At 63.2% G+C, this 13,089-nt stretch carries 12 protein-coding genes; 2 read left to right on the forward strand and 10 right to left on the reverse strand.

All coding sequences use genetic code 11. From position 1 onward, the window contains the following. Entirely contained in the window at window positions 1–870 is an 870-nt protein-coding gene (locus ACFC2Y_RS05650; RefSeq protein WP_375174224.1) for a branched-chain amino acid aminotransferase, read from the forward strand. A 105-nt stretch (window positions 871–975) separates the two neighbouring features. Here ACFC2Y_RS05650 and ACFC2Y_RS05655 read toward each other — a convergent pair whose 3' ends face one another. From ACFC2Y_RS05655 to eutB, 7 genes are all read right to left on the reverse strand, one after another. Continuing rightward, window positions 976–2,196 carry an ABC transporter permease gene (locus ACFC2Y_RS05655; RefSeq protein ID WP_375186415.1) on the reverse strand — a complete coding sequence of 407 codons (1,221 nt, stop codon included), beginning with the start codon at window positions 2,194–2,196 and terminating at the stop codon, window positions 976–978. A gap of 5 nt (window positions 2,197–2,201) precedes the next feature. After that, complete coding sequence (locus ACFC2Y_RS05660; RefSeq protein ID WP_375174222.1) at window positions 2,202–3,749, reverse strand: ABC transporter permease; 1,548 nt, start codon at window positions 3,747–3,749, stop codon at window positions 2,202–2,204. Next, complete coding sequence (locus ACFC2Y_RS05665; protein WP_375174426.1) at window positions 3,749–4,036, reverse strand: DUF1330 domain-containing protein; 288 nt, start codon at window positions 4,034–4,036, stop codon at window positions 3,749–3,751. Before ACFC2Y_RS05665 ends, ACFC2Y_RS05660 begins: the two co-directional genes overlap by 1 nt. Window positions 4,037–4,184: 148 nt before the next feature. Continuing rightward, entirely contained in the window at window positions 4,185–5,291 is a 1,107-nt protein-coding gene (locus ACFC2Y_RS05670) for an extracellular solute-binding protein (protein WP_375174221.1), read from the reverse strand. Window positions 5,292–5,396: 105 nt separating this feature from the next. Continuing rightward, complete coding sequence (locus ACFC2Y_RS05675) at window positions 5,397–6,497, reverse strand: ABC transporter ATP-binding protein (protein WP_375174220.1); 1,101 nt, start codon at window positions 6,495–6,497, stop codon at window positions 5,397–5,399. A gap of 318 nt (window positions 6,498–6,815) precedes the next feature. Next, the gene (locus ACFC2Y_RS05680) at window positions 6,816–7,805 is read right to left on the reverse strand and encodes a cyclodeaminase (protein WP_375174219.1); all 990 of its coding nucleotides are present in this window, start codon (window positions 7,803–7,805) and stop codon (window positions 6,816–6,818) included. Continuing rightward, complete coding sequence (gene eutB / locus ACFC2Y_RS05685; protein WP_375174218.1) at window positions 7,795–8,784, reverse strand: hydroxyectoine utilization dehydratase EutB; 990 nt, start codon at window positions 8,782–8,784, stop codon at window positions 7,795–7,797. The genes ACFC2Y_RS05680 and eutB overlap by 11 nt, the downstream gene beginning before the upstream one ends. 202 nt (window positions 8,785–8,986) lie before the next feature. Here eutB and argE point away from each other — a divergent pair, with 202 nt between their 5' ends. Further along, window positions 8,987–10,147, forward strand: a complete 1,161-nt coding sequence (argE, locus tag ACFC2Y_RS05690; RefSeq protein WP_375174217.1) for an acetylornithine deacetylase — start codon at window positions 8,987–8,989, stop codon at window positions 10,145–10,147. A 7-nt stretch (window positions 10,148–10,154) separates the two neighbouring features. Here the strand turns inward: argE and ACFC2Y_RS05695 are convergent, their stop codons facing one another. The 3 genes from ACFC2Y_RS05695 to ACFC2Y_RS05705 form a co-directional block, all read right to left on the reverse strand. Next, a complete protein-coding gene (locus ACFC2Y_RS05695; protein ID WP_375174216.1) occupies window positions 10,155–10,970 on the reverse strand; it encodes an ABC transporter permease in 816 nt (271 codons plus the stop codon). Continuing rightward, window positions 10,967–11,857: an ABC transporter permease subunit gene (locus tag ACFC2Y_RS05700; RefSeq protein WP_375174215.1), complete on the reverse strand. Its 891-nt coding sequence runs from the start codon at window positions 11,855–11,857 to the stop codon at window positions 10,967–10,969. Before ACFC2Y_RS05700 ends, ACFC2Y_RS05695 begins: the two co-directional genes overlap by 4 nt. A gap of 73 nt (window positions 11,858–11,930) precedes the next feature. After that, a complete protein-coding gene (locus tag ACFC2Y_RS05705) occupies window positions 11,931–13,052 on the reverse strand; it encodes an ABC transporter ATP-binding protein (protein ID WP_375174214.1) in 1,122 nt (373 codons plus the stop codon). Window positions 13,053–13,089: the final 37 nt, after the last annotated feature.

Consider the following 13,089-nt stretch of genomic DNA (forward strand, 5'->3'; position numbering starts at 1 on the left):
ATGGACGGCGCCTACGACGATCGCGACGGCAAAATCTGGATGGACGGCAAACTGGTCGACTGGCGCTCTGCCAATGTCCATCTGCTGACCCATGGCCTGCACTACGCCTCTTCTGTTTTCGAGGGCGAGCGCTGCTACAACGGCAAGATCTTCAAGGGCGTGGAACATTCCGAGCGCCTGAAGACATCCGCCCAGTGGCTGGACTTCGAAATCCCCTACACGGTCGAGGAAATCGAAGCCGCGAAATACGCCATGCTGGAGGCCAACGGCTGGACCGACGCCTATGTCCGCGCGGTCGCCTGGCGCGGTGTCGGCGAAGACATGGGTGTCAGCGCCCGCCGCAACCCCGTCCGCCTGGCCATCGCGGGCTGGGAGTGGGGCAACTACTACGGCGACGCCAAGATGAAGGGCGCCAAACTCGACATCGCCAAGTGGAAGCGCCCCTCGCCCGAGACGATCCCCGTGCACGCCAAGGCCGCCGGTCTCTACATGATCTGCACCATGTCCAAGCACGAGGCCGAGAACAAAGGCTGCTCCGACGCGCTCTTCATGGATTACCGCGGCTACGTGGCCGAGGCGACCGGCGCCAACATCTTCTTCGTCAAGGACGGAGAGGTCCACACGCCCCTGCCCGACTGCTTCCTCAACGGCCTGACCCGTCAGACCGTGATCGGCATGCTCAAGGACAAGCAGATCAAGGTCCACGAACGCCACATCATGCCCGAGGAGATGGAAGGCTTCGAACAGTGCTGGCTCACCGGCACCGCGGCGGAGGTCACCCCGGTCGGTCAGATCGGCGACTTCACCTTCGAGGTCGGCGCCCTGGCGAAGGACATGGTGGAGAGCTACGAGAAGCTGGTGCGGGAATAATCAACGCGTCATCCATAGAAAAAGCCGCATTCCGGGGATGCGGCCTTTTTCTTCATCTTGCCGGAAATACTCCGGGGGTGCGGGGGCAGCGCCCCCGCCCGGGCCTCAGCCCGGCGACATCCCCCGCAACCGCTCCGACCGCCGTCGCAGGATCTCAAGCGTCGCCAGCAGCGCGATGGAGATACATACGAGGATCGTCGCGACGGCGAGGATTGTCGGCGAAATCTGCTCCCGCAGGCCGATGAACATCTGCCAGGGAAGCGTCTTCTGCGCGGCCGAACCGACGAAGAGCACCACGACCACCTCGTCGAACGAGGTGATGAAGGCAAATAGCCCGCCCGAGATCACGCCCGGCAGGATCAGCGGCATCTGCACCCGGAAGAAGGTCGTCACCGGATCCGCCCCCATGTTCGCCGCCGCGCGGGTCAGCGACCGGTCAAATCCGACCAGCGTCGCCGTCACCGTGATGATGACGAAGGGGATGCCCAACACCGCATGTGCCAGGATCACCTTTATGTAGCCGACGATGCTTTTCGACATGCCGATGGATTCTTCGAGGAAGTTCCCGAGGGTGGAGTAGAAGAAGAACATGCCCGTGGCCGAGATGATCAGCGGCACGATCATCGGCGAAATCAGGATCGCCATGATGGCGCGTCGCCCGGGCACATGGCTCTGGCTCAGGCCGATGGCCGCCAGTGTGCCGAGCGAGACAGAGATGATCGTCGCGATCGGCGCAATGACGAGGGAGTTCTTCAGCGCCAGCTGCCAGTCGGAGGTCTGGAAGAAGTCGCGGTAATGCTTCAGCGAATACCCCTCCGGATCCAGCCGCAGCATTTCCGGTGTGAAGGTAAAGAAGTCCTCCGCGTTGAACGACAGCGGCAGCACCACCAGGATCGGCGTAATTAGGAAGATGAAGATCGCCCCGCAGATGAAGAGGAACGCATTCCACCACAGGGTCTGACCCGGCGTCGAATAGATCGGCACATCGTCGCGATAGGTCCCCCGCCCGATCCAGTAGGCGAACCAGGAGATGATCGACCCGATGATCGCACCGCCAAGCGCCCCGCCCAGTCCGCCGGACAGCAACCCGATCACGGCAAAGGCGAGGATCACCGCCCAACGTCCCATGCTCCGCTTCGGCACCATGGTGTTGAGCACATAGCCCAGGGCAACCCCGATCACGACGCCAAGGAGCAACCCGAGCCAGGGCGAGCCGACCACGTTCCCGGTCAGGAACCCAAGAAGCAGCCCCATGCCCCCGACCATCGGGAGGGTGAATGTCATGAGGTCGGGTCGACCGGTTTTGATGACGAGTTCTTCAGCCATGTCGATTACCCCAGCTTCACGTTGTCGATGCCGACGATCTTGTCATAGGCCCAGTAGAGCACCAGGACGACCACCAGGAGGATGGTGCCAAGTGCGGCTGCCAGACCCCAGTTGAGCGACGACGAGATGTGATAGGCGATCCGGTTGGAGATGAATGTCCCCGTGTTGCCGCCCACGATTTCCGGCGTGATGTAGTAGCCGATGGCAAGGATAAAGACGAGGATACTTCCCGCACCGATCCCCGGCACCGACTGCGGGAAATAGACCCGCCAGAAGGCCGTCCAGTTCGTCGCTCCTAGCGATTTGGCCGCGCGCAGATAGGTCGGCGGGATCGTCGACATCACCGAGTACATCGGCAGGATCATGAAGGGCAGCAGGATATGCGTCATCGCTACGATCGTACCGAACTGGTTGTTGATCATGGTCAATCGCGCGTCATCCGCGACCAGCCCCAACCAGACCAGTGTATCGTTGATCACCCCCTGTTGCTGCAGCATCACCTTCCAGGCCGAGGTCCGCACCAGAAGCGAGGTCCAGAAGGGCAGCAGAACCAGGATCATCAGCATGTTCGCACTGCGCATCGGCAGGTTCGACAGCAGCCAGGCCACCGGATAGCCCAGCAGGATGCAGGACCCGGTGATGACCAGCGACATGAAGAGCGTCCGCTTGAAAAGCACGCCGTAGATCTGCTGGTTCTCCGGGCGGGATTCGATGCCATCCGGTGTCACCTGCATATCCGCGGCGTTGGCGAAATAGCCCGGGGTGATGCGCGGCGAATAGAGCTGAATGGTCTTCCAGACCTCGGGGTCGAGCCAGTCCTCGTCCGCATCCTCGAACTGCGCCTGCAGCGAAACCGTCTCGAAGTCGCCAACCGCCGCCTGCGCCGCGGTCAACCTCTCGCCAGAGACCTCCGCCCCATTGGTCAGTTCATAGTAAAGTGTCGTGTAGAGGAAATCCGGCACGTCCTCTTCGAGGACTGCATCGCCTTCTTCTTCGTTGAAGTCGACCCACCTTTCCCAGGCGTTGGCTGTGACGGGCAGCGCCTCGGCGGCATCCCCGCCCATCATCGCGGCCCAGGTCTGCGGCGCTTCCCATTCAGGGTCCAGCGCAACGAACTGGTCGGTGTAGACATCCGTGTCAAACCGGTCCACCCGACGCCCCGTCTTGCGGAATAGCGAGGAAACCCCGGTCTTTTCATAGTTCAGCCGTGAACCGAGGCGGGTATGTTCCTTGCGCTCGGACGCGAACCACATGTCGACGTAGAAGGCCACCCAGACGTTTTCGCCCGGCAGTTCCTCCGCCTCGTAATCCCAGTCGGCCAGCGCCTCCACTGTGGAGGGAAGCGTATCGGCCACGATGTCGTTCTTGATCGACCGCAGCAACATGTCGCCGATCGGCACGACGAAGGTCACGAGGACAAAGATTAGCAGCGGCGCGATCAGGGCCAGCGCCCGCAGTTTCTGCTGCCGCAGCGCCCGCGCCAGGGATTTCTTGAGTGGGGTGCCGTCGGCCGCCAGCATCGGCCCGGAGTTTTCAGTCGTGCTGTCGGTCATCAGACGCCCTCCACGAGGATAATGTCACTGTCGGCGGTGGCATGGCGGATGGCCACCACCTCCTGATATTCGGGGGAATGATAGGCGCGTTTGGCGTCATCAAAGCTGGGGAATTCAATCACGACGTGGCGGTCCTTCATCGGACCTTCGGGCGCTTCCGAGGCGCCGCCACGAACGATGAACCGTCCGCCGTAGCCTTCCAGGATCGGCGTATCCCGCTCCACGTATTCCTTGTAGGCCTCAGGGTTTTTCACCGTGATATGGCCGATAATATAGCCTTTCGGCATATGGTCGTCCCCGTTGTGTTTTGCAGTCATGGGTGGACACCACCCATCCTACATTTGCCCCGATTGCCCGGGGGAGGAGGTGGACGATTTCCCGTCCACCCCGGTGTCTTGGACGCGGGATGGGTGCGTCCCACCCATCCCGGTCAGCTTACTGCGCCAGCCAGGACTGGAACTTCGCGTCGATGTCGTCGCGATAGTCAGCCCAGAACTCGTAGTTGTAGAGGAACGTGTTCTGCGCGTTGTTCGGATCGGTCGGCATATGCGGCGCCATCTCGATCCCCAGCTCGGCATGCTGGCCGACCAGCGGTGCGGAGGATGCACGTGCCGGACCGTAGGAGATGTATTTCGCCTGATCCGCCAGACGCTGCGTGTCGGTCGCGAACTTCACGAAATCCTTCACGCGGGCCAGACGCTCATCGCTCAGACCGGCGGGAATGATCCAGCCGTCCAGGTCGAACACCTGCGCGTCCCACAGCATGGCAACCGGCTGATCCTGCTCCTCGATGACCGAGAACAGACGCCCGTTGTAGGTGGAGCCCATGACGATTTCGCCATCGGCCAGCAGCTGCGGCGTGTCGGCACCGGCAGACCACCAGATCACGTCATCCTTGATGGTGTCGAGCTTGGCCAGAGCCTGATCCTGACCTTCCGGGGTTGCCAGAACGTCATAAACTTCGTCCTTGGCCACACCGTCACACAGCAGGGCCCATTCCATGTTGTTGATCGGACGCTTCTCCAGCGCACGCTTGCCCGGATAGGCTTCGGTGTCGAACACGGCGCAGACCGAGGTCGGCGGCGTGTCACCGACCATGTCGGTGCGGTAGCCGAAGGTCGTGGAATACACGATCTGCGGGATGAAGCAGTCGGAGACGATCAGATCGCCAAAGTCGTCGGATGCGGCAGTGCCGTCATCGCCTTCGGCCAGAAGCTCGTCCGGATCGTACTCCATTGCCAGACCTTCGTCGCAAAGACGAATGGCGTCCGACGCGACAACGTCGACGAGGTCCCAGGTGATGTTGCCGGCTTCGTTCATCGCGCGCAGCTTCGCCACGGCCTCGGCCGAGGATTCGTCCCACACGACGTTCACGTCCGGATTGGCTTCCTGGTAAGGCTCGACATAGGCTTTCTGCTGCGACGCCTGGTAGGCACCGCCCCAGGACACGAGGGTCATGTCGTTGGCCATGTCCTGCGCAGCGACCGCGCCAGCGGCAACGGTCAGGGCCGTCGATGCCAGGAGGGTTTTGGTCAGTTTCATACTGGTCTCCCTAGTTTTCCCGTTTTCGGGTTTGTTCAGCCCCGCGCCACGGGTCGGACGCGCAGGCTACTGAGATCGGCGCGCGTGGCGCACCGAATGTCGTCGTCAGGCGTCGAGCGCCCGGCAATCCTCGGCCAACCAGCCGATCTCGATCTGTTCGCCGGGTGTCATCCGGCGCTGATCGGGGGCGTTCCGGGTCTTGATGACAAAGTCATCCCGGCCCGCGACACGCAGACGTGTCCTGAAAATGTCGCCCATGTAAATGAATTCAAGTACTTCAGCCTTCAGCGTATGCGCATCCGGGCTCAGGCGGTCGCGGTTGGTCTCCACCCGCTCGGGCCGGATCGAAATCAATGTCCGGTCGCCTGGCTTCTCCACGTTCACTGGCTTGGCATCAATGATGGAACCGTCGTCCAGCTTCACCGTGCAATGGTCGCCCTTGATCTCCTGCACCACGCCATCAAGCGTGTTGTTCTCGCCGATGAACTGCGCCACGAAGCTGTTCTGCGGGCTTTCATAAAGCTGATCCGGCGGGGCAAGTTGCTGGATGCGCCCGTCGTTGAAGACGGCGACCCGGTCCGACATGGTCAGCGCCTCGGTCTGATCGTGCGTCACATAGACCGTGGTGATGCCCAGGTCATGCGCGATGCGGGTGATCTCGAACTGCATGTGTTCGCGCAGCTGCTTGTCCAGCGCGCCGAGCGGTTCGTCCATCAGAACCAGCTCCGGCTCGAACACCAGCGCACGGGCCAGGGCGATCCGCTGCTGCTGACCCCCCGAAAGCTGTGCCGGACGACGCCCGCCAAATTCACCCATCTGGACCATGTCCAGCGCGCGTTTGACCTTGGCCTCGCGGTCCGCCTTGCCGATCCGCCGGACTTCCAGCGGGAAGGCCAGATTTTCAGCCACCGTCATATGCGGGAAGAGGGCGTAGTTCTGGAACACCATGCCGATCCCGCGCTTGTGCGGCGGGATATTGTTGATCGGCTTGCCGTCCAGCTTGATCTCGCCGTGGGTCGCAGTCTCGAACCCGGCAAGCATCATCAGGCAGGTCGTCTTGCCGGAGCCTGACGGCCCGAGCATGGTCAGGAATTCGCCCTTCGGAAGGGTCAGGTTCAAGTCTTTGACGACAAGAATCTCGCCATCATAGCTTTTCTGGACGCGTTCGAACTCAACGAACGCGTCGCTGTTTGTTGTCTCAGCCAAAACTGGCTCCCCGTTGTCGTGCCGCGGCTTTTGCCGCTGTTCTGAGATCAGTAAAGACCCTGCGACCCCCCCCTTGCAACCGGAAGACGCCGCTTTTTTGACTTTTTGCGACTTATTTCCGCATGTTTTGCGACATCTACAGGGTCCGAGCGGCGGCCAGACGCGTGACCGCGGATCAGCTTCCCCGACGTAAGCGGATTTTCGCGTGATTCCGCGAAGCTCCGAGTCGGTCAGGCGGAAAGGCGAAACAAAACCAAGGATATCACCCTTTCCAGTAAAAATAGGTCAAACCGGCGCAACGACCACGTTCTACCGTATTCAGGCCCGGATCACCGACCCGACCGCGGTCTGATCCAGCAGCCCGGCGACGTGCGAGGCAATTGCGGTATCCTGCGCCCCCGTGCCGGTCAGATCGCAGAGCGTGACATCGCTGTCCGCCCCCCGTCCCTGCGCGGCACCGGCAATCACATCGCCCAGTTCGACGCTACGCCCGGGAATCGCGCCGGCAGCGATGGCTGGGGCCAGTTCCCCCATCACTTCGCATTGCGCTCGTCGGTCCGCGATGTAGAGATCGACCGCGGCGAGAACCTCCGGCGCGATCTCTGTCTTGCCCTCCTGATCCGATCCCATGGCGGTGATGTGCAGCCCGGGGTGCAACATGTCCCGGGTGATCAGCGGGCTCCGCGACGGCGTCGTGGTGACGACCAGCTGGCTCTGCGCCACTGCCGCCCCGATTTCCGCGACCGGCTCGACCGGAATACCAAGCCGCGCGCCCATATCCTCCGCATATCTCGCGGCCTTCGCGGGATCGCGTCCCCAGACCAGCAGCCGCCGGAACGGACGCTCCTGATGGGCGGCCTCCATCTGCAGCCGGGCCTGAACGCCGGTGCCAAGAACCGCCGCGGTGTCCACCTGCGCCGGGGCCAGATGCCGCGCCGCGACGCCGCCCGCCGCAGCGGTGCGCAGATCGGTCAGATAGCCGTTGTCGAGGAACAGCGACTGCACCAGCCCGGTCTTGGCCGAAAACAGGATCATCAGCCCGTTCAGCGACGGCAATCCGATCTTGGGATTGTCGAAGAACCCGGGCGAGACCTTGATCGCGAACCCGTCGAACCCCGGCAGATAGGCGGTCTTCACATCGACCTCGCCATGCGCCGCCTCCAGCGCCATCGACAGGACGGGCGGCATCACCACCCCCTCGCCCGCCAGCGTCGCAAAGGCTTTCTCGATCACATCGGTCAGCGCCCGGTCCAGCGTCAGCACGCCCCGCAGCTCCGCCTCCGTCACCACTCTCACGTCATGTGCCATAGGCCACCCCCTCCACCGTCATATCACCCAGATTCACATCGTGCCCTGACACGACGCGGGTGAACTGCGCCATGTCCAGGTTGCGCCCGGTCAGGATCGTGGCCACCGGCCCGTCGACCCGGACCTTGCCCGTCATCAGCGCCGCCAGCCCTACGCAGGAGGCCCCCTCGGTCACCAGCCGGTCCTCCCAGTAATGCACCTGCATGGCGCGATAAACCTCCGCCTCGGTCACCTGCACTACATCGTCCAGCAGATCACGGCACATCGGAAAGCTCAGCCGGTTCGCCATGCCGATGCCGCCGCCCAGGCTATCCGCCAGGCTGGGCAGCTCTTCCACCTCCACCGGCCGCCCGGCGCGCAGGCTCTCCGCCATCGCGGCGCCACGGTCCATGCTGACGCCGATCACCCGGACAGACGGGTGTAGCGCCTTCACCGCCAGGGCCACGCCCGCCGCCAGCCCGCCGCCCGACAGCGGCACAAGGATCGCGTCCAGATCGGGCTTCTCCGTCACCAGTTCCGCCCCGATTGTGCCCTGCCCGGCGATCACCCGCGCGTCGTCAAAGGGCGAGATCTCCACCAGCCCCTCGGCCTCGACAAGCCGCTGCGCCTCCGCCAGGGCATCGTCCTGCGACCGTCCGACAATACGAACGTCGGCCCCGAGGGCACGGATGCCCGCCACCTTGGCCTCCGGCACCAGCGACGACATGCAGACCACCGCACGCTTGCCCAGATCCCGCGCGGCCCAGGCCACGCCGCGCCCGTGATTGCCGGTGGAACAGCAGACCACCCCCGGCCCGTCGATCCCGGCCACCGCATTGAGCGCACCGCGCAGTTTGAAGGCGCCGATCGGCTGGCAGATCTCCAGCTTCAGCCACAGATCCGCCCCCGCCCAGACCGAGGGGACCAGCGGCGTGGCATCCGCCCGCCCGCGCAACACCGCCGCCGCGGCCTGCACGTCTTCGATCGTCACCTGGTCCATGCCACCCCCTGCCGAGTCATCAGACCCCACCCAACAGCGCGCGCCCCCGACCCGTCAACCCGGGTTGCAAGGCTTGACGCTGCAGGCCATTGATGTTCGCTTCTGGACAGTCCCACGACAGGCAAACCTGGCAAACCGGACGGGACAGCAAAGGACGCCGCGACCTGTTCCCCTGACCGCCCGCGCGAGATTTTGGATAGACATGACCGATCTGAAGACCACTACCGACCTGCTGGGCGAGCTGATCGCGCTGCCGACTGTGTCCGCTGACAGCAACATGGAGATGATCCACCTGCTCGCCAACCGCCTTGGCGATCTGGGCGCGGAGATTGAGATCCAGAAGGATACCACGGGCACCAAGGCCAACCTCCTGGCCCGGATCGGGCCGGAAGAACCGGGCGGGATCATGCTGTCCGGTCACACAGACGTCGTCCCGGTCGAGGATCAGGACTGGACCTCCGACCCCTTTCAGATGCGCGAGACTGACGGTCTGCTCTTCGGTCGCGGCACCTGCGACATGAAAGGCTTCATCGCCGCCGCCGTGGCCATGGCCCCCCGTTTTGCGGCACGGGACCTGCGCCACCCGGTGACCTTTGCCTTCACCCATGACGAGGAGGTCGGCTGCCTCGGCGCGCGCAATCTGCAAGGGATTCTGCGCGACAGTGAAACCCGCCCCGCACTCGCCATCATCGGCGAACCAACGGAGATGCGGATCATTGAGGGGCACAAGGGCTGCTGCGAATACACCACCCGCTTCACCGGGCTGGAGGGGCACGGCAGCCGCCCGGAAATGGGCGTAAATGCGGTGGAATATGCCGCGCGCTATGTTGCGCGACTGTTGGACCTGCGTGAACAGCTGCACAACCTCGCCCCGCCGGACTCGAAGTTCGAGCCGCCCTGGACCACGATCAATATCGGGCGGCTCAGCGGTGGACACGTCCATAACGTCATCCCCGGCCTGGCCGAGGTCGACTGGGAAATGCGCCCGGTGCAGGACAGCGACCAGGCCTTTGTCCGCGCAGAGATCGACGACTACGTCCGCAACACGCTTCTGCCCGCCATGCGCCGCGTCGATCCGGAGGCCGAGATCGTGACCGAGGTGATAGGCGAGGTCGCCGGGCTGGACCCGATGGAGGACAACGCCGTCCGCGATCTGGTCGCACAGCTGACCGGCGCCAACGGGACGGAGCTTGTCTCCTTCGGCACCGAGGCCGGGTTGTTCCAGCAACTGGGCATGTCGGCGGTCATCTGCGGCCCCGGCTCCATCGCCCAGGCGCACAAGCCCGACGAATTCGTCGCGCTGGACCAGTTGGCGCAGTGCCTGTCGATGCTGGACAAGCTGGCCGATCAGCTGACCGTCTGACAGGCACTCACGCCCGGTCCGCGGCCTTCTCTTCCTTCGCCCGCCGCACCGCCGCGCTTTTCGACATCAGGGAGGCTGTGATGACCCCGATGGTCACCAGCGCGATCATGATCGTCGACAGTGCGTTGATCTCGGGCGAGACCCCCAGACGGACGGCCGAAAAGATCTTCATCGGCAGCGTGGTCGATGATGGCCCCGCGGTGAAGGACGCGATCACCAGATCGTCCAGCGACAGCGTAAAGGCCAGCAACCAGCCGGAGATCACCGCAGGCGCGATGATCGGCAGGGTGATCAGGCGAAAGCACTGCCAGGGCGTCGCGCCCAGATCCAGCGCCGCCTCCTCCAGCGAGGCATCGAAGGCGACGAGGCGAGAGGACACCACGACCGAGACATAGCACATGGCAAAGGTCGTATGCGCCAGCACAATGGTCAGAACCCCTCGGTCGATGTTCAGGCCGATGAAGAGCAGCAGCAGCGACAGCCCGAGGATCACATCTGGCATAACCAGCGGCGCATAGGTCATCCCGGCAAAAAGCGTCCGCCCCGGAAACCGGTGGATCCGCACCAGAACATAGGCTGCGCAGGTGCCCAGAACCGTGGCCAGGGTCGAGGTCATCACCGCCACCTTCAGCGTCACCAGGGCCGCATCCAGAAAGGCCTCGTTCCGCATCAACTCGCCATACCACTTGGTGGAGAACCCGGCCCAGACAGTGACCAGTTTCGACTCGTTGAACGAGTAGATCACCAGAATCACCATCGGCAGGTAGAGGAAGGCAAAGCCAAGGGTCAGCGAGACCACGTTGAACGACGACAGGCGTCTCATCCCTCTGCCTCCCGCTGTTTCTGTTCGTTGCGCTGGAACATTACGATCGGCACGATCAGGATCAGCAGCAGCACCACCGCCACCGCCGAGGCCACCGGCCAATCGCGGTTGGAGAAGAACTCCTCATAGAGCACCTTGCCGATCATCAGCGTCTCCGATCCGCCCAGAAGCGAAGGGATCACGAATTCGCCCATGGCCGGGATGAAGACGAGGAAACAGCCCGCGATCACCCCCTGTTTGGACAGCGGGATGGTTATCAGCCAGAAGGCCGTGAGGCGCGAACAGCCCAGATCCTCCGCCGCTTCCAGCAGCGAGCCATCCAGCTTCTCCAGCGCTGCATAGACCGGCAGGATCATGAAGGGCAGATAGGTATAGGTGATGCCGATATAGACGGCGATATCGGTGTTCAGGATCGTTAGCGGTTCGCTGATCACCCCCGTCCACAGCAGAAACCCGTTCAGCAGCCCGTTCTGGCTGAGGATACCCATCCAGGAGTAGACCCGGATCAGGAACGACGTCCAGAAGGGCAGGATCACCAGCATCATCAGGGTCGGGCGCCACTCCTCCGGCGCGCGCGCCATGGCATAGGCGATCGGGAAACCGACCAGCAGGGTCAGCAGGGTCGAGATCAACGCGATCTGGAGGGACGAGAGATAGGCCTTCCAGTAAAGGCTGTCGGTCGTGAGGAAGACGAAATTTTCGAAATCGAGCTCGGAGAAGAAATCCTTGATGCCCTGCCAGCCCTGCGAAAGGTCCAGCTGCGGAAAGTAAGGCGGCCGCGCCAGCGCAGCGTCGCTGAGGCTGATCTTCAGCACAATCAGGAACGGGATCAGGAACAGGGCAAAGAGCCAGAGGTAAGGGATGGCGATGAGGATCAGACGGCGCATGGGGCACCTCTGATTGCGGTCGTTGCGGTGATCACCCCGCCGACGCCACGCCAATCGTATGAAGCGAAGCCCCTCACCGGTCCAGCACCACGGCCGCGGTCTCCGACCAGCTGACCCAGACCTTGTCCTCCCAGGTGAACTCCCGCCGGGAAATCCGCCGCGTGTTCGCCTGCTGCGCCTTGATCACATGACCAGTCGGCAGTTTGACGTGATAGGTCGAGATATTGCCGAGATAGGCGATATCCAGCACATCCCCCTGCAGCACATTGGCCCCGGTCGGCCGGTCGGCGGAGATCGCGATCTTCTCCGGCCGGATCGCAAGGTAGCAGGTCTGACCGGGGTCGAACGCCTTGTCCGTCTTCGCCGTCAGGGCGGGCTGGCCCTCGGCCCAGTCGATCTGCAACCGGTCCTCCGCCTGTTGCGCCCGACCTTCGATGATGTTCACGTCACCGATGAAATCCGCCACATAGACCGAATTCGGCGCCTCGTAGATCGCATCGGGGGTGGAGACCTGCATCAACCGCCCCTCGTCCATCACCGCCACGCGGGAGGCGACCGTCATCGCCTCTTCCTGGTCGTGGGTGACGATGACAAAGGTGGTGCCGGTTTTCTCCTGAATATCCATCAGTTCGAACTGCGTTTCCTCGCGCAGCTTTTTGTCCAGCGCGCCAAGCGGTTCATCCAGAAGCAGCAGCTCCGGCGCCTTGGCCAGAGACCGCGCCAGGGCAACCCGTTGCCGTTGACCGCCCGAAATCTGATGCGGCTTGCGTTTGGCGAATTTCTCCAGCCGGGTCAGCTTCAGCATCTCCGCCACGCGGGCCTCGATCGTCACCTTGTCCTTGCCCTCGCGCTTCAGCCCGAAGGCGATGTTTTCCCAGATCGTCAGATGGGGAAAAAGCGCATAGCTCTGGAACATCATGTTCACCGCCCGCTGATTGGGCGGCACCGGGCCGATGTCCTGACCGGACAGCAGAATGGACCCCTCGGTCGGGGTCTCGAACCCGGCCAGCATCCGCATCAGCGTGGTCTTGCCACAGCCGGACGGACCGAGCAGGGCAAAGAACTCCCGCGTGTAGATATCAAGGTCGATGGAATCGATGGCGGTGAAATCACCGAACCGCTTGGTCACGCCCTTGAACTGGATCAGTGGCTTCTGGGTCGGATCGTCCCAAGGGGCGAAGACAGTCTGGGGCATGGGGCCTCGGTCTTTGAAAAGGCCCGCGCGGGATGTC

Origin of the sequence: Pseudooceanicola sp. (genome assembly GCF_041987405.1) — a bacterium.
Classification (GTDB): Bacteria; Pseudomonadota; Alphaproteobacteria; order Rhodobacterales; family Rhodobacteraceae; genus Pseudooceanicola.